Source organism: Brenneria tiliae, from assembly GCF_023347575.1.
Taxonomy (GTDB): domain Bacteria; phylum Pseudomonadota; class Gammaproteobacteria; order Enterobacterales; family Enterobacteriaceae; genus Brenneria; species Brenneria corticis.
Map to the genome: position 1 here is coordinate 136665 of NZ_JAKPCB010000090.1, position 26496 is coordinate 163160.

The window sequence follows — 26496 nt, forward strand, 5'->3', positions numbered from 1 at the left end:
TTGCATTCATTAATGCGTGGTGACCACATCCAGCGCGCGCAGGTGTTCCGGATGCCAGGAGAGGGTCACTTCCGAGCCCGGCTTCCACTGCGGCTGAACTTCGCTGGCGGGCAGCTTCACCATAAACTGCGGCTGACCGGCCACTTCCGTCATCATGCGCACGTGATCGCCCAGATAAATAAACTGTTGGATCCGCGCTTTGACCTGCTGCACGCCGGCGGCGGGATTTTCCACATTGATGCGGATGCGTTCCGGCCGGATACAGAGCGCGATTTTTCTGCCCGGCGAACTGGGGCGTACCTTGAGCGCCTGCAACTGCGTACCGTCGTCCAGCGTGGCGCGGTAAAAGTTTCCTTCCGTACCGGCCTGAGTGGCGATCAGGGTATTGTTTTCGCCGATAAACTGCGCCACAAAGGTGTTTTGCGGTTTTTCATAAATATCGTTGGGGTTATCCATCTGCTGAATAATGCCGTCGTTGAATACCGCTACGCGATTGGACATGGTCATCGCCTCGCTCTGATCGTGGGTGACATAGACGACGGTCAGCTCCAGCGCCTCGTGCAGTTCTTTGATCTCCAACTGCATATGTTCGCGCAGCTGTTTGTCCAATGCCCCCAGCGGTTCATCCATCAGCACCAGCTTGGGTTCAAAAACCAGCGCCCGCGCCAGCGCCACGCGCTGCTGTTGCCCGCCGGACATTTGGGCCGGATAGCGATCGGCCAGATTGGTCAGCTTGACGCGATCCAGCACGCGGTCGACCTTTTCCTTGATGTCCACCCGGCTCAGGCGGCGGATGGAGAGCGGAAACGCCAGGTTTTCGGCCACCGTCATATGTGGAAACAGCGCATAGTTCTGAAATACCATCCCGATGCCGCGCTGGTGCGGCGGCAGGTGATGCAGCGGGGTATCGCGCAGCAGGATCTCGCCCTGCGTCGGGGTCTCGAACCCGGCCAGCATCATCAGGCTGGTGGTTTTTCCTGAGCCGGAAGGACCGAGCAGGGTAAGAAACTCGCCCTCCTGGATATCCAGATTAAGGTTTTTTACCACCAGGCGATCGCCATCGTAGGTTTTCTGGATGTTTTTGAAGCTGACATAGGTTCTCATCATTAATTCCATTATCTCTCGGTGACCTGTCTTATTTCCCTCTCATGCATAAATCATGCCTGTTTAACTAAAACCGAGCGTGGCAAGGCGGTTGAAACCGCCGCATTAAAAAGCGGCCGCGCGGCTTGCCCCATTATGGGGAAGGGCGCGGCCGGGCAGGCACCATAATAGGGCGAAAAAATAGCCGGCGTCAGACGGGAAAATCACCGGGTTTTTGCTCCCGGATACTCTCGGCGATAACGGCGAAAGCCTGCGCCATTTTACTCTCTTCCACGCAGGCATAACCCAGCAGCAACCCGCGCTGCGTGGTCGACCGCAGGTAGTAGCTGGAAAGCGGTTTGACCATCACCCCGCGGCGCAGGATGCGGGCGCTCAGCAGCACATCATCGACGTCGGCCGGGAGCTTGAGCAGCATATGCAGCCCGGCGTTGCTGTTGTCGCCGATGTACTCCGCCCCCAGATGCCGTTCGATCAGTTCGGTCAGCATGGCGCGCCGTCTGGCATAGAGCAGCCGCATACGGCGGATATGGGCGGCGTAGTGCCCTTCGCGGATAAACTGGCCGAGCGTCGCCTGGGTCAGCCAGTGGCCGCCGCGATAGAGCTCGGCATGGGCGATTTTCAGCTCCCGCGCCAGCTGCGGCGGCAGCACCATATAGCTGACGCGCAGCCCCGGATAGAGCGTTTTGCTGAAGGTGCCGATGTAAATCACCGGCGACTGGGTTTGCAGCCCTTGCAGCGCGGGGATCGGGTTGCCGGAGAAGCGGAATTCGCTGTCATAGTCGTCTTCAACCACCCAGCAGCCGTGTTCCTGCGCCAGCGCCAGCAGACGCTGGCGCCGCGCCAGACTCATCACCGCGCCCAACGGATACTGATGCGACGGCGTCACGCAGATAAGCCGCGGTATCGCCTGCGCCGCAACGGCGTCCGGCGGCGCCATTCCCTGTTCATCCACCTCGATGGGAACCACGCGCAGCCCGTTAATCGTCAACAGGTTGCGCGTTCCCCAATAGCAGGGATCTTCAATCCAGGCGACGTCACCGGGATTACAGATCATTTTCGCCAGCAAATCCATCGCCTGGTGGGTGCCTTCGGTGATCAGGATCTGCTCCGGCGCGCACTCCACCGAGCGCGCCACGCGCAGGTAGTCCACCAGCGCCAGTTGCAGTTCCGCACAGCCGCCGATGGGGGAATAAGAGAGCTGTTCGGGTTTGACCCGGCGGCTTAGCCGGGTTTGTATTCTGCGCCACAGATCGTGGGGAAAACCGGCGATATCGGGAATGCCGGGCATAAAGGCTCCCCACTGGCGGGCGGAGGCGCCCGCATAGCCCAGCAGCTGTCCTCCGCGGCGGGAGAGCTCCTGCGCCGGCAGCCGGGACAGGTTCTCGCTTTCATCGCGCACCGGGGGCATATTGCCGTCCGGCAGCTGTTGCGTGACGAAAGTACCGCTGCCGGTGCGCGCTTCAATAAAACCTTCCGCCAGCAGCTGTTCATAGGCCGCCAGCACGGTATTGCGCGACAGCGACAGCTCGCCGGCCAGATCGCGCGAAGAGGGCAGCCGGCAGCCGGCGGCCAGGGCGCCGTCGAGGATGGCCAGCCGGATAGTGTCATACAGACGCTTGTTCAGCGTGCCTTCCCGATGATTGTTCAAACGCTGCAGCAGCAGGTCGGTTAATAGCGAGCGCAAAAGTGGATCCCTTAAATATTAAAAACTGGCTCTGGATTATAGAACCATCCGGCGCATAAATAGCAACAGAAAAGATGTGGGCCGCGGCGTACATCACGACCGAAACCCGGTCATCAATGCATGTGGGCGTGTTTTCAGAATCGGAGCAGAAAATGAGTAATAAAGAATTAAATCAACGTCGTCTGGCCGCCACCCCTCGTGGCGTGGGTGTGATGTGCGATTTCTATGCCGCCCGCGCGGAAAATGCCACGCTGTGGGACGTTGAAGACCGTGAGTTTATCGACTTCGCCGCCGGGATCGCCGTGCTGAATACCGGCCACCGCCATCCGAAAATCCTGGCGGCGGTGCGCGAGCAGTTGGAGCGCTTTACCCACACCGCTTATCAGATTGTGCCTTACGGCAGCTACGTTACGCTGGCCGAGCGAATTAATGCGCTGGCGCCCATCGACGGACCGGCGAAAACCACCTTTTTCACCACCGGGGCCGAAGCGGTGGAAAACGCGGTGAAAATCGCCCGCGCCTACACCAAACGCCCCGGCGTGATTGCCTTTGGCGCCGCCTTCCACGGCCGCACGCTGTTAACCCTGACGCTGACCGGGAAAGTGGCGCCGTATTCCACCGGTTTCGGTCCGTTCCCCGGTTCCATTTTCCACGCGCTCTATCCCAACGCGCAGCAGGGCATCAGCGTTGAACAATCGCTGGAAAGCATCGATCGTCTGCTGCATACCGATATCGCCGCCGATCAGGTGGCGGCCATTCTGCTGGAGCCGATTCAGGGAGAAGGCGGATTCAACATCGCGCCGCCGGAATTTATCAGCGCCTTGCGCAAGCTGTGTGACGAGCACGGCATTCTGCTGATCGCCGATGAGGTACAAACCGGTTTCGCCCGCACCGGCAAGCTGTTTGCCATGGAATACTATACTGAACAGGCCGACCTGATCACCATGGCGAAAAGCCTGGGCGGCGGCTTCCCCATCTCCGGCGTGGTCGGCCGCGCCGAGGTGATGGACGCGCCCGCGCCCGGCGGTCTGGGGGGCACCTATGCCGGCAATCCGCTGGCGGTGGCGTCCGCGCTGGCGGTGCTGGATGTGATCGACGAAGAGAAACTGTGTCAGCGGGCTCAGCGCCTGGGAGCGGCGCTGGTGGAAACGCTGGAAAACGCGAAGCCGCGCTGTCCGGCGCTGGCGGCCATTCGCGCTCAGGGTTCAATGGTGGCGGCGGAATTTAACGATCCGCAGACCGGTAAACACTCGGCGGACATCACCCGGCGCTTCCAGCAGGAAGCGTTGCAGCAGGGGCTGCTGCTGCTGACCTGCGGCGTGCACGGCAACGTGATTCGTTTCCTGCATCCGCTGACCATTCCCGACGATCAGTTCAGCAAGGCGCTGACTATTATCACTCGTGTGCTTACGAAGTAAAAGGAATGCTATGCAACTGAAACAAAAAGTATTATTTCGCCAACGCTGTCTGATTGACGGTGAATGGCACGACAGCCGGAACGGCGAGAAACTGAACGTCACCAATCCGGCCAACGGCGAGGTGCTGGGTACGGTGCCGCTGGTGACAGCGTCACAAACGGCGCAGGCGATCGCCGCCGCCGAACGGGCGCTGACGGGCTGGCGCCGGCGTACCGGGAAAGAGCGTGCGGCCGCGCTGCAGGGCTGGTCGCGCCTGATTATGGAAAATCAGGACGATCTGGCGGCCTTGCTCACCGCCGAACAGGGCAAACCGCTGGCGGAAGCGAGCGGTGAAATCGCCTATGCCGCGTCGTTTATCGACTGGTTCGCCGAGGAAGCCAAACGGGTTGAGGGCAGCGTGCTGCAATCGCCCCAGGGCCAGCAGCGGCTGCTGGTTATCAAGCAGCCGATCGGCGTTTGCGCGGCCATCACGCCGTGGAACTTCCCGGCGGCGATGATCACCCGCAAAGCGGCGCCCGCGCTGGCTGCCGGCTGCACCATGATTGTCAAACCGGCGGAGCATACGCCGTTCACCGCGCTGGCGCTGGCGGAGCTGGCGCAGCAGGCCGGGATCCCGCGCGGCGTGCTGCAGGTGATCACCGGCGATGCGCAGTCGGTGGGGAAAATTCTGTGCGACAGCCCGGTGGTGCGCAAACTGAGCTTTACCGGTTCGACGGAAGTCGGGCGCATTTTGATGGCGCAGAGCGCGCCGACGGTGAAAAAACTGTCGCTGGAACTGGGCGGCAACGCGCCCTTTATCGTGTTTGACGACGCCGACCCGGATCAGGCGGTAAAAGGCATTCTGGCGTCAAAATTCCGCAACAGCGGGCAAACCTGCGTCTGCGCCAACCGGATTTACGTGCAAAAAGGCATCTATCCGCTGCTGGTGGAGAAGCTGGTCGCCGAGGTGAAAAAACTCAAGGTGGGAGACGGCAGCCAACCCGGCGTAACGCAAGGTCCGCTGATTGACGCGGATGCGGTCGACAAAGTGCAGCAGCATATCGCCGATGCGCTGGCGCACGGCGCCTCGCTGCTGCTGGGCGGAGAGCCCCATGAGCTGGGGGGAACCTTCTTTACTCCGACGATTGTCGGGAATGTGACCCGCGAGATGCGTTTCGCCCGCGAGGAGACGTTCGGCCCGGTGGCGCCGCTGTTTCAGTTCAGCGACGAGGCGGAGGCCATTGAGCTGGCCAACGATACCGAGTTCGGTCTGGCGGCCTATGTCTACACCCGTGACGCGGTGCGTCAATGGACGGTTCCCGAAGCGCTGGATTACGGCATGGTCGGGATTAATACCGGGCTCATTTCCAATGAAGTCGCGCCGTTCGGCGGGGTGAAGCAGTCGGGGCTGGGACGCGAGGGATCGCGTTTCGGTATCGAAGAGTATCTGGAAATGAAATACCTCTGCGTCGATATTTCACGCTAGTTTTTTCGACAACAAAGCATGAGGGAAAACGGGTGCGCCATGGAGGTTTCCGCACCCGTTTCGCCGCCGCCCCATGCGCCTGAATGGTGCAGACGATTTGCCGGCGCGCACCACCAAAAGGCAACGCAGGCAAAAGAAAAAAGTATGCCGCCGATGAGTTGCTTCTTACCGTCCGCATTCGACCCTTCTTGCCGGCTTCTGCGCCGAACGTTCATGAAAATCTTCGAACTGGCATGAATTATGCTTAATTATGATACATGATGCATCATTGCCTGATGCGGACTGTTTTTTTTACGTTGACTACGACTACACACTCCAGGAGCCAAGCTATGTTGAAGAAAATTGCCGTATCCGCGTTTCTCGTCGCAATGGCCTGTCAGGCGCAGGCGGAATCCATCACCGTAATCTCCTTTGGCGGCACCAATAAGGACGCACAGGACAAAGCATTTTACAAACCCTTCGCCGCGGCGGGCAAAGGTACGGTTCAGGCCGGCGAGTACAACGGCGAAATGGCGCGCATCCGCGCCATGGTGGAAACCGGCCAGATTGGCTGGGACGTGGTGGAAGTGGAAGGGCCGGAACTGCTGCGCGGCTGCAACGAAGGGCTGTTTGAACCGCTGGACTGGAAAAAGCTGGGGGATGAGTCCCAGTTCGTCAAAGGTTCGGTATCTGAATGCGGCGCCGGGATTTTCCTGTGGTCGACCGTGCTGACCTATAACGCGCAAAAACTGCAGCAGGCGCCAAAGAACTGGGCGGATTTCTGGGACGTGAAAAACTACCCTGGGAAACGCGCGCTGCGCAAAAGCGCCAAATTTACGCTGGAAATCGCCCTGCTGGCGGATGGGGTGAAACGCGAAGATCTGTATAAAGAGCTGGCGACGCCGGCCGGCGTAGACCGCGCCTTCAAGAAGCTGGATCAGCTTAAATCCAATATCCAGTGGTGGGAATCCGGCGCGCAACCTTTGCAATGGCTGGTTTCCGGCGACGTGGTGATGAGCTCCGCCTATAACGGCCGGGTCGCCTCGGCGCAAAAAGAGGGCCATGACTTCCGCATTATCTGGGCCGACAGCATTTACGATCTGGATAGCTGGGCGATCGTCAAAGGCACTAAAAACAAAGCGCTGGCCGAGGAGTTTATCGCCTTTGCCAACCAGCCGGAAAACCAGAAAGTCTTCGCTGAAAATATTCCCTACGGCCCGACCAATATCAAAGCCACCGATCTGATCGCCCCTGAGCTTGCCAGCAATCTGCCCACCGACCCGAAAAACCTGGCGCAGTCGCTGCAGGTTGATACCGAATTCTGGATCGATCACGGCGAAGAGCTGGAGCAGCGCTTTAACTCATGGGCCGCGCAATAACAACAAATAGTCATAAAATGGAGATAAAGCCTATGACCCAGAGCGAATTGGCGGCCGGCGGGCCGGCATCCGGCGAGAAAGAAGGGCATGCCGAACTGAAACAACAGCTGCGACAGGCGCAGGCGGTGTATAAAAAGCGCTCCCTGTTGCTGATTGCGCCGCTGTTTCTGTTTATCGTGGTGAGTTTTCTCTTCCCCATCGCGTCGATTCTGGGTAAAAGCGTCGCCAATCCGGAACTGCGGGAAAATATGCCGGCCACCATCGCCGCGATGCGGTCATGGTCCGGCGACGTGGTGCCGGATGAGGCGGTATTTCAGGCGGTGGTCAGCGACCTGCGCGCCGCTCGCGGCGGCGGGAAGCTCGCGGCGATAACCAAACGGCTGGGATATGAAGGCGCGGAATACCGCACGCTGATTACCCGCACGCTGCGAAAAATGCCGGCCGAGGGCAGCGCCGATATCCGCGGTCAGCTGATCGGAGAACAGCCGTTGTGGGGCGAGGTGTCCACCTGGCAGACGCTGGAGCGCGCGTCGCGGCCGTTTACCAGCTATTACCTGCTGGCGGTTTTCGACCACAAAGTGGATACCAAAACGCAGGAAATCGTCGCGCAGCCCGCCGATCAGGCGCTGTACGTCGGCGTGCTGCTCAGAACGCTGCTGATGGCCGCGGTGGTGACGCTGCTGTGCGTCGGTCTGGGATATCCCCTGGCGTACTGGCTGGCGAAACAGCCGTCCAACCGCGCCAACCTGCTGCTGATCCTGGTGCTGCTGCCTTTCTGGACGTCGCTGATCGTGCGCACCGCCAGCTGGATTGTGCTGTTGCAGTCCGGCGGGTTGATTAACCGCACGCTGATTAATTTCGGCATCATCGATCAGCCTTTGGTGCTGGTGTTCAACCGCATCGGGGTTTACATCTCCATGACGCATATCCTGCTGCCGTTTTTTATCCTGCCGCTGTACGCGGTGATGAAAGGCATTTCGCCCAATTACGTGCGGGCGGCGATATCGCTGGGGGCGCATCCGTTTATCGCCTTCTGGCGGGTATATGTGCCGCAGACGTACGCCGGCGTCACCGCGGGGGCGCTGCTGGTCTTTATGATGGCGATTGGCTACTACATTACGCCGGCGCTGCTGGGCGGGCCAAGCGACCAGATGCTGAGCTACTTCGTCGCCTTCTTCACCAATACCACCATGAACTGGGGTATGGCGGCGGCATTAGGGACGCAGCTGCTGGTCATCGTCACGCTGCTGTATGTGGTCTATATCCGCGTGACAAAAACCAACGCTGAAATCGCGGCGCATTAATCTCCGGGGGAAACAAAGATGAGACAACAGGGTGAATTAACTATCCGCTTGTGGAATATGCTGTTTAATTTTTACGGCGCGGCCATGCTGCTGTTTCTGATCGTGCCGGTGCTGGTGATCGTGCCGCTTTCATTCAACGCCGGCTCCTTTTTGAGCTATCCGCTGAGCGGCTTTTCGCTGCGCTGGTATCATGAGTTCTTCAACTCCAACGCCTGGCTGGGGGCGCTGGGCAACAGCCTGCTGATAGCCCCGCTGGCCACCCTGCTGGCGACGGTGCTGGGCGTGCTGGCGTCGGTCGGGCTGGTGCGCGGCGAGTTTCGCGGTAAATCGCTGGTGATGGCGGTGCTGATTTCGCCGATGATCGCGCCGGTGGTGATTGTGGCCGTCGGAATGTTTTTCTTCTTCGCCAAGCTCTCTTTGCTCAACAGTTACCTCGGGTTGGTGCTGGCGCACGCCATGCTGGGGGTGCCGTTCGTGGTGATTACCGTCACCGCGGTGCTGAAGAATTACGATCAGAATCTGTCGCGGGCCGCCGCCAGCCTGGGGGCGCCGCCGCTGCTGGTGTTTCGCAAGGTGACCTTTCCGCTGATTGCGCCCGGCGTTTTTTCCGGGGCGCTGTTTGCTTTCGCCACCTCCTTTGACGAGGTGATCGTCACGCTGTTTCTCGCCAGCCCGCGCCAACGGACGCTGCCGTTGCAGATGTTTGCCGGCATCCGCGAAAACCTCGATCCGACCATCGCCGCCGCGGCGTCCATGATGGTGGGAACCGCGCTGATCCTGCTGATTGTGATGGAAATTTTACGCCGCCGCTCGGAGCGCCTGCGGGCCGGGCATTAACCCGGCGCCGCATCGCTTATCCCCCCTCACACAATGAAAAGCAAATTACCGGACTGTTGCTGGAAAACAGGAAGGTAGTTTGCTTTTTTCTCATTGACGCAAGGCCCGTACCGCCTTAATGCCGGTGCTTTCCATAAATAGTTAGACTGAAATTATTATTTATTACGCTATTTTATATTGAATTAAATAAAATTGATAATTGTGGAATCATATATTATTTAAAATATTGAGCTTGGTAAGTAACGCCTCTACTATGCCTGAGAAAATATATTGTTCCTCAGGGATGAACGCCATGCGTAATTTTTCCAGACTGCTGTTTATATCGCCGTTGTTATTTTCTTGCGGCGTATTTTCGGCCCCGCTTAACCCGGCGGACAGAAATGAAATACAGCAACGGCAGGCGGAAGTGATTGAGCGGGCGAAACAGCAGCGGGAATCATTATTGCAGTTAAATCAAACGCCGGCGCGCAAAACGTCTTATGATGATGTCGGCAGCGTAAACTGCTTTCCCATCAATGAGATTCAATATCGGCATACCTCTCTGCTGCAGGCTAAAGATAAAAAAATATTAAATGAAAATTATATTAATCGTTGTATTAATGTTAATAAAATAAATGAACTTATTCACGACGTCAGTAATTGGTATATAGCGCGGGGATATATTACCAGCCGGGCTTTTATCAGCGAGCAGGATTTATCAGACGGCGTGCTGCGGATCGATATCATGGAGGGGCGGCTGGAATATATCCGCATAAATAATCAATCCGCCCGCATGCTAAACCAGGTATTTCCCGGCCTTGAAGGGGAGATTCTCAATCTGCGGGACATCGAGCAGGGCATGGAGCAGATCAACCGCATGCCCACCCAGCAGGTGAGCATTGAAATTCTGCCGGGAAGCCGGCCGGGGTATTCCATCGTCAACCTGACGCGCCAAAAACGGCTGCCGCTAAGCGTCAGCCTCGGTTTTGACAACAGCGGACAGAAAAGCACCGGAGAGCGGCAGCTAAACGGCAGCCTGTGGGCCGACAATCCGTTGGGTATCGCCGATCAATGGTTTATCAGCGGCGGGCGCAGCAGCAAATTCTCTTCCGGCCGCAATGCGGAAAATTTGCAAACGGGCGTGTCGTTGCCCTACGGCTACTGGAATCTCAGTTACGACTACGCCAGAAGCGATTACCGCAACGATTTCCTCAACCGGGATTTCCTCTGGCGCTCAACCGGCGACAGCCAGACGCATCGCCTGTCCCTGTCCCGGGTGATCTTTCGCAACGGCGAGATGAAAACCAGCCTGTCGGCGGGCATGACCCATCGCATCGGCCATAACTACCTGAATGACGTGTTGCTGCAATCCAGCAGCCGAAAACTCAGCAGCGCCATTATCGGCATCAGCCACAGTCAGAAATTGTGGGGCGGGCTGGCCACCTTTAACCCGGCCTACAGCCGGGGCACGCGCTGGTTCGGCGCGGAAAGCGATAGCGGCAAATCCGCCGACGCGCCGCGGGCCGAATTTAACAAATTGACGCTGTCGGCGAGCTATTACTACCCGCTCGCCGCCGGCGTCGGCTACCTCACCAGCCTGTACGGGCAATATTCGCCGCAGGCGTTATACGGCAGCGAGCAGCTGACGCTGGGCGGGGAAAGCTCGGTGCGCGGTTTCAAAGAGCAATATATTTCCGGCAACCGGGGCGGTTACTGGCGCAACGAAGTCAACTGGCAGGCGCTGCGGCTCCCGGTGCTGGGCGATGTGACTTTCACCGCGGCGTTGGACGGCGGCCGTTTATCGGCTCATCGGCATGACTCGAAATCGGTCGGCACGCTGTGGGGCGCGGCGGTCGGGGCGGCGATTGCCAACCGGCATCTGTCGCAGCAGGTAACGGTCGGTCGGCCGCTGGACTATCCGCGCTGGCTGAAACCCGATGCGCTGTCGGTCTATTACCGCATCGGCCTGTCTTTTTAAGCGTGGAAAGCGGAGGTTAGGGATGAAACCGATTAAAACAACGCAGCGGTTAATGGCCTATACGTTGATTAACCTGATTGCCTTTCAGCCCGTACTGCCGGCGATGGCGGCCGGCGTCAAGGTCGCCGCGAGCAATACCGCGCTGGATAACGCCGGGAACGGCGTGCCGGTGGTGAATATCGCCACGCCGAACGGCGCCGGGATCTCCCATAACCAATATCACGATTTCAACGTCGACAAACAGGGGCTGATCCTCAACAACGGCACCGCCCAGCTTAATCCCACCCAGTTGGGCGGGTTGATCCAGAATAACCCCAATCTGACGGGAAAAGCGGCGGACGCCATCATCAATGAAGTGGTGTCCCCCAATCGCAGCACGCTCGCCGGTTACCTTGAGGTCGGGGGAAAACAGGCCAGCGTGATGGTGGCCAATCCTTACGGCATCACCTGTGACGGCTGCGGATTTATCAACACGCCGCAGGTGACGCTGACCACGGGTACGCCCCAATTTGACGCCCAGGGCCGTTTGCAGGCGCTTGAGGTTAAAGGCGGCGATATCACCCTGAGCGGCAAAGGTCTGGACGCCAGCCAGAGCGACTATTTAAGCCTGATTTCCCGCACGGCGCAGATAAACGCCGGATTAAACGCCAACGATACCCGCATTGTGCTGGGGGCGAATAACGTCAGCGAGGAGGGCGGCGTTACCGCCAGAGAAGACGCCGCCGGCGCAACCAGGGTGGCGCTGGATACCGGGGCGCTGGGCGGCATGTACAGCAACCGCATCAGGCTGGTATCCAGCGACAAAGGGGTCGGCGTCAACGTCGGTAATCTGAGCGCCCGCAGCGGCGATATCACCCTGTCGGCGAACGGCAAACTGAGCGTCGGCGACGCGATCGCCGCGGGCGATATCCGCGCCCAGGGGGAATCGCTGGCGTTGCAGGGCAAGCAGCAGGCCGGCGGTGAAATCGCGCTGGGCGCGACCGGCGGGATTGAGCTAACGGACGCCGCGTTACGGGCGGGGCAATCCGTCGCCCTGGCCGCCGAGGGCGAATTGAACGCCACCGGCTCGCGCATCAGCGCCGGCGTCGATGCGCAAGGGGCGGTGACTTCCGGCTACCAGCTGTCGCTAAAAGGTGACATTGTAACGATAAATAACAGCCAATTGGCCGCGGATAAGGTGGCGGTCAAGGCCGCCAACGCATTACGCCAGGATGAGCAAAGCGCCATCAAAGCCGATAACGAATTAACCCTGCACGGCAAGGATATTGCGCTGTCCGGCGCGGCGGACGCGCGGCATATCCGGCTCGAGGCGCAAACGCTGACCGCCGCCGGCAGCGCCCGGTTGCAGGCTAAAGATAGCGCCGTGGTCCGCGCCGCCGGGCAAGGCGACTGGCAGGGCAATCTGACCGCGGGAGAAGACCTGACGCTGGAGGGCGGGCAAATCGTGCAGCGTGGCACCCTGGCCGGGAAGACGCTGAATCTGAAGCTGGATTCGCTGGATAATCAGGGCGATATCGCCGCATTGCAGGGACTGTCATTTGTCGGCGACCAGCTTATTAACGGCGGTTCGCTGGCGGCGGCGCAGCAGCTGACGCTCAAGGCGAACCGTCTTGACAACGCCGGGTTGCTCAGCGCCCGCGGCGAGTTGCGTCTCGAACTGCAAGCCTTGCTGAATAATCAGGGAAAAATCCTCACCGAAAATCATCTGTTTATGCTGGCCGACGGCGTGAGCAATCATGGCGTCGTGCAGGCGGAAAGTCTGGCGTTGCACGGCGCCGATATCGCCAATCAGGGGACTATCACGGCGCAGCAGAGCATCGATCTGTACGGCGGGACGATCGATAACCAGGGCGCCATTAATGCCGGACAGCGGATCGATCTGCACGGCGGCGCCGCGCTTAACGGCGGCACGCTTAGCGCGGGAGGAACGCTGGCCGCCAGTCTGGATACGCATCTTGATAACAGCGGAATGCTGCTGGCCGGAAAGGCGCTGGATATCCGCGCCGCGGACGTCATCAATAGCGGTACGCTGACCGCGCCGGATTTACAGCTGCAAAGCGCTTCCCTCGACAACCCGGGGATAATTCAGGCCGATAACTCGCTGACCATAGACGCCGGGCAACGGCTGGTACAGCGTGCGGACGGCAAGTTGCTGGCGGGGGAAGCGCTGACGCTCACCGCCGCCGATGTGGAAACGGACGGCGAGCTGCAGGCGAAACAGTTTTTACTCAATGCGCAGCGCTGGCTTAACCAGGGCAAAACCAGCATCAGCGGCGATGCGCAGGCGACGGCATACTCTCTGGAGAATACCGGCAGCCTGCTGGCGCAAGGGAACTGGCTGCTGTCGGGCCAGGATCTGGTCAATCAGGGGATATTGCAGGGCGAGCGGCTGGAGCTGCGCGCCAATAACATCGTCAATAGCGGCCGAGCGCAATCGCTCGGGTCCAGCGTGTTGCAAGGGGATAGCAGCCTGAACAATAGCGGTGAGTGGCTCAGCGGCGATGCCTTGCAGCTGACATCCGCGGATATGGATAACTCAGGCAGCCTGCGGGCGCTGACCATACGGGCGCAGAGCGATCGCGTAAACAACAGCGGACAGATCAGCGCCATCGACCGTCTCGATTTAACGATTGCCGATCGCCTGAACAATCAGGGAACGCTGTACGCCGATCGGTTGGCCCTCAGCGCGGGAGAGGTAAACCAGCAGGGCACGCTGGAAGGACGCTCATTGCGGGTGGACGCCGGCGAACTGGATAACCAGGGAACGATAGTGGGCGTCGATGCGCTGACATTGGCGATTGGCGACAGGCTGCATAATCAGGGGGAACTGCTTAGTCAGGGCGACAGTACGTCCACGGCGCGGCTGATTGATAACCGGGGCGAGTGGCAGGCGCAGACGATAACGCTGCATGCGGACCGGGTATCCAATGCCGGTAAAATCCTCGGCATTGCGGCGCTAACGCTGACGGCACAAGACGCGCTGGTTAATCACCCGTCCGGTAAATTACTTTCTCAGGGCGTGGCGGCGTTAACCGCGGCGGATGCCGTGAATGCGGGAGACTGGCAGGCGTCCAGCCTGACGCTGGAGGCGGGAAATCTGAGCAATAGCGGCCGGATTCAGGGCGCTCAGGCGCTGACGGTGGCGCTTGATGGCGCCGATGGATCTGGGAGGCTGAGCAATGACGGAGCGCTTATTTCGGGCGGCGATAGCCTGCTGTCGGCGCGTCAGATGGACAATCAGGGAGCGTTACAGGGTAACAATATTACCATTGCCGTCGATAGCCTGAATAACGCGGGCAAGATAAGCGGCGCGGATAGTCTGACGCTGGCGCTGGAGCAGAGTCTGGACAACAGCGGGGATCTGCATAGCGATCGGCTGCGGATTGACGCCGCCGGGGTGAACAACCGGGGCGGGCTGTTCGGCGTCAGCGATCTGCAACTGAGGCTGCGGGGCGATCTGGATAATGCCGGTACGCTAAGCGGCAAGGCGTTGGACCTGACGGCGCAAAACATCCGCCAGAACGGTCTTCTGGAAGGGCAACGGCTGGATGTGCACGCCGAAACGCTCGACAATCAGGGCAAAACGCTGGGCGTGGACGCCCTGACGCTGGCGATCGGCGACGCCCTGCACAATAGCGGCGCCTTACTAAGCCAGGGCGACAGCACGGTAACGGCGCAAACCGTCGACAACCACGGTCAGTGGCAGGCCGGAAATATCGCCCTGACCGCCGATGAGGTCAGCAATGCCGGGCAAATTGTCGGTATTGCGGCGCTGACGCTGACGGCCAACCGGTCACTGCGCAATCTGCAAAGCGGCAAATTGCTGACGCAGGGCGTCGCCACGCTACGGGCGGCGGATGCCCTTAATCAGGGAGAGTGGCAGGCGGGGAGTCTGCTGCTGGCGGCCGATGGTTTCGCCAACCAAGGCACAATTATTTCCGCGGGCGACACCCAGTTGAGCGCCCGCCAGATTAATAATCAGGGAGTGTTGTCCGGCAGAGGCGCTACGCTGCTGGTGGGCGAGGATATTCGTAATGACGGCGATCTGCTGGCGGCGGACTCGCTGTCGGTAGCCGGGAATTATCAGGGCGCGGGGCGATTACAGACCGACGGCACGCTAACGCTGCGCGGCGACAGCCTGCGTAACGGCGGGGATTGGCAAGGCGATACCCTCCGGCTACAGGGGCTGACGCTGGAGAATCAGGGAACGCTGCTCGGCAATACCATCGACGTCAGCGCCAATAAGATGGTGAACGGCGGTGATATCTACGGCAATCTGCTGGCGATCAACGCCGCTCAAGCTGCGAATGATGGCACGCTGACCGGCGTTGAGGGGCTGTCGGTCAATCTTGCCGGGGATCTGGTCAATCAGGGCGATATCGCCAGCCGATTGCTGTCCGTTGAGGCCGACAATCTGACCAACCGGGGCAATATGCAAGGGGTGAATGACCTCCGGCTGGCGTTACAAAACGATCTGCACAACGACGGGCTGATTAGCGGCAGCCAGGCGCTGGAGTTGACGGCGAAAAACATCGATCAAAGAGGGACGCTGGAAGGCCGAACCCTGACTATGCGGGCGGCCAATCTGGACAATCAAGGCAGGATGCTGGGCGTGGACGCGCTGACGGTGACCCTGGATGCCGCCGATGGCGGGCGGTTACTGAATCAGGGCATGCTGCTTTCCGGCGGCGACACGCGGCTTTCCGCCTCGCAAATCGACAATCAGGGCATCATTTCCGGCAATGGCGCGACGGTGCTGATCAGCGGTGAAACGCGTAACGACGGCGATATTTTGGCGGCGCAATCCCTGTCGCTATACGGCGACTATCAAGGCCAGGGGTCGTTGCATACCGACGGCGCGCTAACGCTGCGCGGCGGTTATCTGCGTAACGCCGGTTACTGGGAAAGCCGGGCGTTGGCATTGGCCGGCGATACCATCGCCAATCAGGGAACCATCGTCGGCACTGTTGCCGACATTATCGCCAAGGATGTCATCAACGACGGCGAGATTACCGCAGTCAACAAACTGACATTCACGCTTGAGAATTCGTTAAGCAATCAGGGCGCGCTGAACGGCACGCTGCTGGAGGTAAGCGCCAATCGATTAAGCAATAAAGGAGAGATAAACGCCGTCGACGGGCTGACGCTGGCCGTCAACGACGGTCTGGATAATCAGGGCGCCTTATATGGCGCGTCGTTGACGATTGCCGCCCGCGATCTGGTCAACCGCGGCGCTATCACCGGGATCGACAGCCTGAAACTGAATCTTGCGCAGTCGCTGAACAATATCGGGTCGTTGAACAGTAATCTTCTGACGGCGGAAGCGGCGCAAGGGACGAATGACGGGCAAATCATCGGCGTTAACGGCTTATCGCTTTCGTTTAGCGGCGATCTGGATAATAACGGCTTGATTAGCGGCAACAATACGCTAAACGTCGCGGCCGGGCGAGTTAACCAGCGCGACACGCTGGAGGGCCGCACGCTGCATATACAGGCGGATGAGCTGGATAATCAGGGAAAAATGCTGGGCGTGGATGCGCTGACGCTGGCAATCAGCGGCAACGCCCGCAATCAGGGGAAATGGCTAAGCCAGGGCGACAGCACCCTGACGGCGGAGCGGGTGGAGAACCTTGGCGTGTGGCTGGCGGATACCATCGATGCCGCTGCCGCTCTGCTCACCAATAACGGCAATATCATCGCCAGCGCCGGACTGTCGCTAAACGGCGAATATCAGGGCGACGGCCTGCTGTATACCACGGGGCTGTTGGCGCTGCGCGGCAACCGGTTGACCAACACCGGTCGTTGGGAAAGCCGCGCCCTGCAACTGACCGCAGGGTCGTTGGACAATCAGGGCACGATTATCGGCGAACAGAGCCTAGAGCTGGATCTAAGCGGGGATCTCACCGTCGGCGCCGATGGACAACTGCTGACCAACGGCGAATTGCTGGCCCAGGCGGCAAACGTCAGCAATCAGGGGTTCTGGCAGGGAAAACTGCTGGCGTTGACCGCCGACGCCTTGCTTAACCACGGCACGCTGGTGGGGTTGAATCACCTGCAGATAACCAGCCGGGAAACGCTGACCAACCGGGAGGGCGGGGAAATACTCACCAATGGCGACGCGGTGATTAACAGCGCCCGGTTCAGCAACGGCGGCGCGCTGCTGGCCGACGATCTGCTGCTTAGCGCCGAACGGGTAGAAAATCAGGGCGAGATTTTCTCTCAGGGAACGGCAGTCTTAAGCGGCGCGGCCTTTGATAACGGCGGAACCGTCACCGGTATCGGCGGTCTTGACCTGCAATTCACCGATTCCCTGCTTAACCTATCGTCGGGCCGTTTATTGAGCGGCGGCGCGTTAAGCGTTCAGGCGGAGGATATCGATAATCAGGGCGCCATCAATGCCGCCGACCTGACGTTGCGCGGCGCTAACGGACTAAATAATAACGGCGTACTGCAGGGATCGACATCATTAAAGCTTGAGAGCGCCGGGCAACTGAGCAACCAACAGGCCGGGCAGATTTTGTCCGACGGCACGGCGACGCTGCAAGCGGCCGCGCTGGATAATGCGGGCTGGTTGCAGGGACGGAATCTGGACGTGCAAGCGCAGCGGTTCAGCCAGCAGGGCAGCCTGATTGCCCAGGATAAGCTGACGTTGCGTATTCCGCAGTGGGTGAATCGCGGCCTGATTCAGGCGCAACGGGCGGAAATTATCGCCGATGTGCTGGAAAATCAGGGAACCTTGCTCGGTTTAACCCAGCTAGCGCTGCAAACCCAGCGGCTGATTAATCAGGTTGGCGGCAAGATCTACAGCGCGCAGGATTTAAGCCTTAAAACCGCCGAACTGCAACAGGACGGGCAACTGCTGGCATTGGGCAATCTGACCGCCGATATCAGCGGACCGCTGGCGTTTACCCAGATATTGGCGGCCGGGAAAAAATTAACGCTAAATGTCGCCGGCGATCTCGATCAGCGCGGTACGCTTCAGGGGCAATCGGTGGCGCTTACCAGCACCGGTTCGCTGACCAATCAGGGCGCTATTCTGGCCGGCGACGGCGATTCCACGATTAGCGCGAAAAATATTATTCAGCAGGAAGCGGGCAGTATTCAGGCGGTCGGCAACTTATCCCTGGCAAGTGAAAAAAATATTGATAATCAGGGGTTGATTGGCGCCGCCGGTGATTTATTGATGCAGGCGGGTTCAGCATTGAATAATACCAGTCTGCTGTATGCCGGCGGCAATATGCGGCTGTTTTCTGATTCGCTAAGCAATATATTCGGTAATATTCTGGCGGGTAATAACCTGTGGATTCAGCGCGACGCGCAGGGCAATGCCAGCGCCTCGGTGTTAAATAGTTCCGGCACCATCGAAACGCAGTCCGGGGATATTAATATTGTTACCGGAACGCTGACCAATCAGCGTGAGGGGCTGGTGGTGACGGAGACGGCATTGGCGGCGGAGTCTGTGCCGGATTGGGTTGGGGCGACTACGGCTAATATCCCGATTGATCATTTTGATACAGGTAGTTATGGAGTAATTTCCGATGTTGTATGCCGTGGCGGCGGCGGTGAGAATGGGCGTGGTGAAACATGTTACACGACTTACAAAGTTTATGGTCCGAAAGAGCATCAGGTCATGCTCGCTAGTAAAGACATCAAGATCGTAACTCAAGGTGATACAGCAAGCATTATATCAGGGCGTTCGATTGCAATATTGGCACAAATACTCAATAACGATGCATCCAATGTATTGGCGCAAGATAATATCTTATTAGTCGGTGATAGGTTTAAGAATCAAACCTATCAAGAGGGAAAAATAAATGAATATCTTACCTATGAGTATGTTACTGATAGCCAAAGAGCGAGTCGTTTGAATGAAAATATTAACTATCTAACTTATAAACTATCAGGCACCCCAACCTACGAACAAACCGTCGGCGAAAGCTATAACGCCCTGATTCAGGCGGGCGGCACTATTACTGCCGATTTTAAAGAAGATATCAGCAATACCACGCTGCAACCGGGCAGCGGCGGGTTTATTCCCGGTACGGTAACGCCGGTACTGGCTGCCACATCGGCGCTATCGCCATTGCAGCAGCAAACCGCGCTGGCGGGTAACGATGCGTCGCTCGTTGATCTAAGTAACGCCCTGGAGGCGGCGGACAACGCCGTGGGCGAGACGGCTAAAAACGTATCCTTAAGCCAGGTGACGTCGGGAACGACAACGTTGGAAAACGCCGAACGGCAGGCGCTAACCAAAAATGATGCCCTGGTGTTGCAACAGCCGGGACAGACTAATCCCGCTGCCACGGAAATCGCGTTAAGCAACAATGGTCAGATTTCGCCGCAACAGCCCGGTCTGTCGATTGATCGACCGGCAACAAATATCGAGCAGCCTCAGGCGGTCGCGTTAAATCCGCTGGATGCCGCCGTCGGTACTGTGGCAGCCCCGGAAAAACCGCAGCTCGCCGCGGATGCCGCGGAGACGCCCATCAGCGTTGAGTCGTCGGCGCCGTTTAGCCAGCTCTCGGCGGCGGAGCTGTTAAGCTCGATCGGTAACGGTCTGCAAGCGTTAAGCTCCAACCCGCTGGCGGACTATCCGCTGCCTACGGGCAACAACGGGCTGCTGGTGGTCGATCCGGCCAGCGACAGCCGCTATCTGATTCACAGTAATCCGCAGTTGGAACAGCTGGGGCAGGTGGATAACGCGCTGTTCAGCGACCTGCAAAACATGCTGGGTCAACGGCCGTCCACCGCGGCGCAGATTGAAACCAGCGCCCAGTGGACGCAGGCGGACCAGGTGCTGGGTTCCGCCTATCTGCTGGACAAGCTGAATCTGGATGCCGACCACGATTATCGTTTTCTGGGGGACGCCGCATTCGATACCCGCTACATCAGCAACGCGGTATTGAGCCAGAGTGGAAAGCGCTATCTTGAGGGCACGGGCTCCGATTTGTCGCAAATGCAGATGCTGCTGGATAACGCCGCCGCGGCGCAAAAGGGGCTGGATCTGCAATTGGGCGTCAGCCTGACGGCGGATCAGGTGGCCAACCTCAGCCAGAGCATCGTCTGGTGGGAAAATATCGAGGTTAACGGGCAAACCGTGCTGGCGCCGAAGCTGTATCTGGCGCAGGCCGACCAGAACAACCTGCAGGGCAGCGCCATCGTCGCCAATCAGGTGCAGTTGAGCGCGGGCGGCAGCGTCACCAATAGCGGTACGATTAACGCGGTGGAATTACTGGCCATCGCCAGCGGCGACAACATCGATAACCAGGAAGGAGGGCTGCTCAAGGCGGACGGCAGTCTGAATCTGATTGCCTTAAACAATATCACCAACAGCGGCAGCCGTATTGAAGGCGGCACGTTGCAGCTGGCCAGCATTAACGGCGATGTGATCAATAAAACCGAATCGCGCCAGTGGCAGAGCGCTTCGGATGGCTTGTCCCACGGCGGTACGGGATCCATTACCTATAGCGAACTGGGCGTCACGGCGGCGATCGTCGCGGGCGATAGCCTGACCATCAGCGCCGGCAACAATGTGCGCAACCTGGCGGCCACGCTGAGCGCCGGGCAGGATATGACGCTGAATGCCGGCAACAATATCGCTATTGAAGCGCTGACGTTAACCAATAACCGGCTGGATCAGGGCCGGATAAATCAGTCGTCGCTCAATACGGCGGTTCAGGGCGGCAGCGTGAATGCGGGTGGCGCCTTGCAGGCCAACGCCGGCAACGATATCCGCATTGACGCCGGCGATCTCAGCGGGGAAACGGGATTATCGCTGGCGGCGGGTAATGATATTCAGCTGACGGCACAGCAAACCCTTGAGGAGACGCTGAGCAGCAACGGCGGCGGCACGGCCCAACGCCGTACCCAGGAGATCGCCGCCACTCAGTTACTCAGCGGCGGCGATCTCAGCCTGAGCGCCGGCCGGGATATCCTCTCCGAAGCCGCCAGCCTGACCGCCACAGGTAATGCCGCGCTCACCGCCGGCCGGGATCTCGACCTGTTGGCGGAGACCGAGGAAAGCTACAGCGGCAACTGGTGGAAGCGTCATGCCGACTGGCAGCAAAGCATCACCCAGCAAAGCAGCGAAATCACCGCCGGCGAGGGGCTGACCCTGCAGGCCGGAAATGATATCAATCTGCAGGCGGCGCAGGGCATTGCCGACGGCGCACTGACGGCGCAGGCGGGCAACGATATCAATCTGCTGTCCGCCGCGGAAACGCAGCACACCTTCTTTGAAGAAACCAAAATCAAGAAGAAAACCTTTTCGAAAACGGTGACGCATACCATTCGGGATAATTTCAGTACCGAGGAAAAAGGCAGCCTGCTGTTGGGCGGCAGCGTGGTGTTGCAGGCCGATCATGACATCAATGTAAAAGGCTCCGCCATCGCCGGCAATGAACTTGTTGCGCTTAAGGCCGGTAATGATATCGACGCCACGGCGAGTATCGAAGAGCGGCGGGACTATGAGAAACAGACCAGGAAAAAATCCGGCCTGATGAGCGGCGGCGGGCTGGGTTTTACTATCGGCAAGCAATCCAGCACGGCGGAATACAACGGCGTTGAAACGCGCCAGAGCGAGGCCCGCAGCCTGATTGGCGCGGAGGATGGCAATGTGGTTATCCAGGCCGGGAAAAACGTCTCCGTTACCGGCAGCGACGTTATCGCCGCGCGCACCACCCAGAGCGACGATAGCGAGCGCGGAAATATCGCTATTCTCGCCGAAAATATCGCTATTGCCTCAGGCCAGGATACCCTCGATATCACCACCCGTTTTGAAAGCAAAAGCAGCGGTATCAGTATCGCCCTGAAAGGCACGCCGTATGACAGCTATCAGAATATGCGCGATATCGCCCAAACGGAAGGGGCGACGTCGCGCGTCCGACTGTTGATCGGCGAAACGGCGGCGATGATCTTCGATGCGCCGCAAATTGCGGTGTCGGTGGGCAGCTCGTCCAGCAAAAGCTCGCAGCACACGCAGGGCGTTTATCAAATCGGCAGCGCCTTGACGGCGGCGGGAAACATTCAGCTGCAGGCCACCGGCGACGGTCAGCTCGATCAGCATGGGAAAGCCCGCTCCGGCGACATTCTCGTCGCCGGCAGCGCGGTTGATGGCGGTGAAGACGTTCTGCTCAATGCGACGCGCGGCATCGCTCTGCAAAGCGTCAGCAACACCGAGCATACCACTCAGCATAACTCCAGCAGCGGTTGGTCCTTTAGCGACGCCATTGCGGGTATAGGTACGTCTATCCGCCATATCGGCGGCGGGCCGAATCACGGTGCCGGGATGATCCCGCTTGCCAGCGAGCAAACGCGGGAAACGCAGCAGGCCGACACCCTGGCTCAGACGGTCAGCACCGTCAGCGGGCGGACGGTGACGCTGAACAGCCAGGACGGGGACATTCTTGTGGCGGGGAGCGCCGTAAACGGCGTCAACGATGTCCTGCTGCAGGCCGGCAACGGTAATGTGGTGGTTAATGCCGGACAAAACAACGCCCGTAACGAAACCACCGGCAGCAGCAAAACCATTGGCGACCTGGGCGGGGATGGCTACAGCGGAACGGTGGGCTGGCAGTCGACCAAATACCATGCGCTGGATGAAGTGAATCAGCAAAGTGCGGTACGCAGCCATCTACAAAGCAATGAAGGCAACGTCAGCGTGGTCGCAAAAGAGGATGTGACCATAGCGGGAACCGATCTGCGCGCCGGTGGGTCGCTATCTCTGACCGGCCGCAATATCACGCTGGATCCGGCGGTGGATACCGAACTCCGCCTGCGCGAGCAGCAAAGCAGCCAGTATGGCGTTACCACCGCGCTTTCGGGTTACGTGGTAAGCGCCGTACAGGCGGTGGAGAAGTTATCGCAATCGGTGGAAGATAAACGCGATCCGCGGCTGAGCGCGATTTATGCCGCGCAGTCGGCGCTCACCCTGGCGACGCAGACCACCGTAACCGATATGAACAGCGCCGCCGTCAAGGTAACCGTGAGCGTGGGCGGCGGCTCAAGTCGCAGCAGTCAGCGGAAAGAGGCGGTGACGCAGGAAGGTAGCACCCTGTATGCCGGAGAAGAGATCCGTCTGGCGGCGGAGCGGGATATCACCGCCGTCGGCGCGGATATTCGAGCCCGCAATATCGAATTGAACGCCGGCGACAGTCTGAATCTGGTTGCTGCGCAAAATGAAGAATCCATAACGGGAAGCAGCGGCGGCAGCCGGGCGGGCGTCGGGGTCGGTTTCGGCCTTGGGGGGCAACAAAACGGCTTTACGGTGGAATTATCCGCCAGCGCTCAACAAGGTAAAGAGAGCGGTAATAATCTGACGCATCAGTTAACCCAGGTGTATGCGACGGAGCAGGTGAAGCTGGTCAGCGGCGCCGATACGCTGCTTAACGGCGCGGTGGTTTCCGGTCAGCGCGTAGCGGCGGACGTTGGTGGGGATCTGCTTATCAGCAGCACGCAGGATAAAGCGACCTACGACAGCAAGAATAGCAGCGCGGGGCTGAACGTCAGTATTTGCGTGCCGCCGATTTGCGCCGGTCAGACGGTGGCCGGGAACGCCAATCTGAGTCAGCAGATACTGAATAATAACTATGCGTCGGTGCGCGAACAGAGCGGCATTCGGGCGGGCGACGGCGGGTTCGATATCCGGGTCGGCAACCATACGCAGCTGGACGGCGCGGTACTGGCCTCTGAGGCGGACGCGGATAAAAACCGCCTCAGCACCGCAACGCTGGGCTGGCGGGATATCGCCAATATCTCCGACTACCAGGGTAGCGGTTTCAGTATCGGCGTATCGACCGACAGTATGCCGGTCAGCAGTCTGGCGCAGAATAAAGACCGACAGAGCGGCATCACGCAATCGGCGGTGGCGCCTGCGGTGATTGAGATACGCGACGGCAGCGCACAGCGGCAGGATATCGCGCAGCTTAGCCGCGATACGGCCGGGGCGAACGACAGCGTAAATGACGGCTTTGACCGGCAGAAGGTTGAAGACAAACTGGCGATTCAGAAAGAAGCGACGGCGCTGGGCGCACAGGCGCTGGACGCTTACAAGACGTATAAGAAAAGCGAGGCCGTGGAGCAGGCCAGGACGCGCCTGACGCAGGAAGGCGTGAGCGCCGACGAGATAGAGGCGCGGATACAAAGCAGCGAAGAAGTGCAGACGGTCGAGCGTGAGTATGGCGCAGGCAGTGAATTCTGGACGGCGGGAACGGCCCTGACGGCGGTGCTGGCGGGAGGACTTGGCGGCAACGCAACCGGCGTGGTGACGGGAGCGGCGGCGCCGTATCTGGCGGGGCTGGTGAAGGAGGTAGGGCAGGACAATGAGTCAGCCCGCATCGCGTTGCATACGGTACTGGGCGCATTTCTGGCCCAGGCGCAGGGCGGCAGCGCCGCGGGAGGCGCGGCGGGCGGGCTGGTGTCGTCCGCCGGCGCGCAGGCGCTGACAACGCTCCTCTATCCGGGGGTAAAAGCGGAAGAACTGACGGGTGAGCAGAAAGAGCTGATAGCGAATCTGATCACCCTAGCGGGCGCTGGCGCGGGCGGACTTGTCGGTGGTAATCTTACAGGCGCCGGAAGCGGAGCGAATACGGCGAAGAATGAGGTTGAGAATAACTACTACTTCAACCTGGGTAAAGGATTGCAGGATTATAGTCAGTCGGTGATGTCGTTGTATACCAACACCAACCTGACGGATAAAGACGGCAACGTGTTGAATCCTATAACGGAAGAAGAACGGCAGTATGCGATGCATAAGCTGGTGACGGGGACGATGCCGGAAGGGCAAGATATCTCCAAAGCGATAGTTGATGGGTATACGAATGGCGTACTGATCGCGGGTGCATGGTATCTTGGCCCGGCGGCCTCAATAGGTAAAGTGGCTGTCGGTTCTGCGGTGGGTGGCGGCGCGAATGCCGCATATCAATGGTATGACCTGAGCCAGCCGGGTAATGAAAACAAAACCCATGATTACTGGAGCTCCACGTCAGCATTAGTTACAGGCGGGTTGGCTCCGGGGCGTAATATCTGGCAGAACGTGGGGATCGCAGCGGGGGGAGCGGTGTTCACGGATGGACCGAATGTTGGAGCAATGGGTGGCGCTGCGACTGGTGCTTGGTTTGGTGCAAAATTTGGGCAATATGCACCTGATATTATAAATTCGGTAACAGGCAAAGATTTACCGGGATTTGTCTATGATGTTGGGGGGGCATTCGTTTCAGAAACAGTGAGCGATGTAAGTAAAGATGCTCTTAAAATAAAAGAGAGCAAAAAATGATGAAAAATATTTTTAAGTACATATACGTTTTCTTTTATTTTTCATTAGCCTTTTTTTTACTTGGGTTACTTGTACGAATCGTTCTTGGTTTTATCCATCTAAACAAATTCTATCTTTCATATGAAGGAGTTATGAGAAATTTGGTTAAAAGTCTGATTGCAGGGGGCGCTATTACATTAGCGGCAATAGCTTTCAATCTGATAGATAAATACAAAGCTCGAAAAAGGCCACCTTCTGCCCCCGAATAACTAGCTAACAAATCTCGTCCTTGTTGGCGGGATTTTACGTGGAGAATAACTTCTTCAGCCCGAATGACATACCAAAAGGGTTGAAGGATAGGGTTATCAATGACATCGTTGTATACCAACACCAACCTGACGGATGAAGACGGCAACGTGTTGAATCCTATAACGGAAGAAGAACGGCGGTATGCGATGCATAAGCTGGTGACGGGAACGATGCCGGAAGGGCAGGATCCGGTACGGGGGCTGCTAACGGCGTGGGGCGCGGGAATGTCGGTGGTAGCCGCACCGGTATTTTTGCCCAGTATGCTGAGTGCAGGAACGATTATTGGCGGCGGTGCAATCAGCGGCGCGGCGAATGTCAGTAATCAATTAATGGGCGACGGGCCATTTAGTACAACGGATGCACTGATAGCGACAGGATTGGGGGCGATGACGCAAGGTCGCGGCTTCTGGTTTACGGAAGCGGCGAGTGTTGCCGGTGCGTATGCTGGCGCTAAATTGCAGAATAAAGATCCGTTGACGGCTTCTATAGCTGCGGGGGTCGGTACGGCGGTTGGTGCCGGTGGTGGTAAGGCAATCACTTACGGTAACAAGTTAAATCCTATTGTTTCGGATAGAGCTGCGGAGTCTGTAGGAACAGTAGTCGGTGCTTTTAGCTCTGAAGCCGCTACATCTGAGGCCGGGAACCAAATAAAGGCAATCAGGGATAATCAAAATGGCAAATAGAGAGCGTTCAGAATTCCGTGTCACGATAAAATCGTTATAGCGTAATCACGTTATTCAGCCGTCCCTCAAAATAAATGGCTAACTGCGACAAAGTCAAATTCCAGTTCTGGAGCGGCATTGTCCATT

At 58.6% G+C, this 26496-nt stretch carries 10 protein-coding genes; 8 read left to right on the top strand and 2 right to left on the bottom strand.

Features of this window, described 5'->3' with window-relative positions:
* Positions 1-9 precede the first annotated feature (9 nt).
* Positions 10-1104, bottom strand: coding sequence for an ABC transporter ATP-binding protein (locus MFP24_RS05355; RefSeq protein ID WP_249229431.1), 1095 nt, complete (start codon positions 1102-1104; stop codon positions 10-12).
* A 190-nt stretch (positions 1105-1294) separates the two neighbouring features.
* Entirely contained in the window at positions 1295-2788 is a 1494-nt protein-coding gene (pdxR, locus tag MFP24_RS05360) for a MocR-like pyridoxine biosynthesis transcription factor PdxR (RefSeq protein WP_249229429.1), read from the bottom strand.
* A 152-nt stretch (positions 2789-2940) separates the two neighbouring features.
* Here pdxR and MFP24_RS05365 point away from each other — a divergent pair, with 152 nt between their 5' ends.
* From MFP24_RS05365 to MFP24_RS05400, 8 genes are all read left to right on the top strand, one after another.
* Positions 2941-4206: a 4-aminobutyrate--2-oxoglutarate transaminase gene (locus MFP24_RS05365; protein ID WP_249229427.1), complete on the top strand. Its 1266-nt coding sequence runs from the start codon at positions 2941-2943 to the stop codon at positions 4204-4206.
* 10 nt (positions 4207-4216) lie between these two features.
* Positions 4217-5671, top strand: coding sequence for an NAD-dependent succinate-semialdehyde dehydrogenase (locus MFP24_RS05370; RefSeq protein ID WP_249229425.1), 1455 nt, complete (start codon positions 4217-4219; stop codon positions 5669-5671).
* A gap of 329 nt (positions 5672-6000) precedes the next feature.
* Positions 6001-7029 carry an ABC transporter substrate-binding protein gene (locus tag MFP24_RS05375; protein ID WP_249229423.1) on the top strand — a complete coding sequence of 343 codons (1029 nt, stop codon included), beginning with the start codon at positions 6001-6003 and terminating at the stop codon, positions 7027-7029.
* A 32-nt stretch (positions 7030-7061) separates the two neighbouring features.
* Complete coding sequence (locus tag MFP24_RS05380; protein WP_249229421.1) at positions 7062-8333, top strand: ABC transporter permease; 1272 nt, start codon at positions 7062-7064, stop codon at positions 8331-8333.
* An 18-nt stretch (positions 8334-8351) separates the two neighbouring features.
* Positions 8352-9170: an ABC transporter permease gene (locus tag MFP24_RS05385; protein WP_249229420.1), complete on the top strand. Its 819-nt coding sequence runs from the start codon at positions 8352-8354 to the stop codon at positions 9168-9170.
* Positions 9171-9462: 292 nt separating this feature from the next.
* Positions 9463-11127 carry a ShlB/FhaC/HecB family hemolysin secretion/activation protein gene (locus MFP24_RS05390; protein ID WP_249229419.1) on the top strand — a complete coding sequence of 555 codons (1665 nt, stop codon included), beginning with the start codon at positions 9463-9465 and terminating at the stop codon, positions 11125-11127.
* Positions 11128-11149: 22 nt separating this feature from the next.
* Positions 11150-25399: a hemagglutinin repeat-containing protein gene (locus MFP24_RS05395; protein ID WP_249229418.1), complete on the top strand. Its 14250-nt coding sequence runs from the start codon at positions 11150-11152 to the stop codon at positions 25397-25399.
* A 347-nt stretch (positions 25400-25746) separates the two neighbouring features.
* Positions 25747-26370 carry a UbiA prenyltransferase family protein gene (locus MFP24_RS05400; RefSeq protein WP_249229417.1) on the top strand — a complete coding sequence of 208 codons (624 nt, stop codon included), beginning with the start codon at positions 25747-25749 and terminating at the stop codon, positions 26368-26370.
* Positions 26371-26496: the final 126 nt, after the last annotated feature.

Coding starts and splice junctions, on each gene's coding strand:
- MFP24_RS05390 (WP_249229419.1), top strand. CDS start 9,463: ATGCGTAATTTTTCCAGACTGCTGTTTATATCGCCGTTGTTATTTTCT.
- MFP24_RS05380 (WP_249229421.1), top strand. CDS start 7,062: ATGACCCAGAGCGAATTGGCGGCCGGCGGGCCGGCATCCGGCGAGAAA.
- MFP24_RS05375 (WP_249229423.1), top strand. CDS start 6,001: ATGTTGAAGAAAATTGCCGTATCCGCGTTTCTCGTCGCAATGGCCTGT.
- MFP24_RS05355 (WP_249229431.1), bottom strand. CDS start 1,104: ATGAGAACCTATGTCAGCTTCAAAAACATCCAGAAAACCTACGATGGC.
- MFP24_RS05365 (WP_249229427.1), top strand. CDS start 2,941: ATGAGTAATAAAGAATTAAATCAACGTCGTCTGGCCGCCACCCCTCGT.
- MFP24_RS05395 (WP_249229418.1), top strand. CDS start 11,150: ATGAAACCGATTAAAACAACGCAGCGGTTAATGGCCTATACGTTGATT.
- MFP24_RS05385 (WP_249229420.1), top strand. CDS start 8,352: ATGAGACAACAGGGTGAATTAACTATCCGCTTGTGGAATATGCTGTTT.
- MFP24_RS05370 (WP_249229425.1), top strand. CDS start 4,217: ATGCAACTGAAACAAAAAGTATTATTTCGCCAACGCTGTCTGATTGAC.
- MFP24_RS05400 (WP_249229417.1), top strand. CDS start 25,747: ATGACATCGTTGTATACCAACACCAACCTGACGGATGAAGACGGCAAC.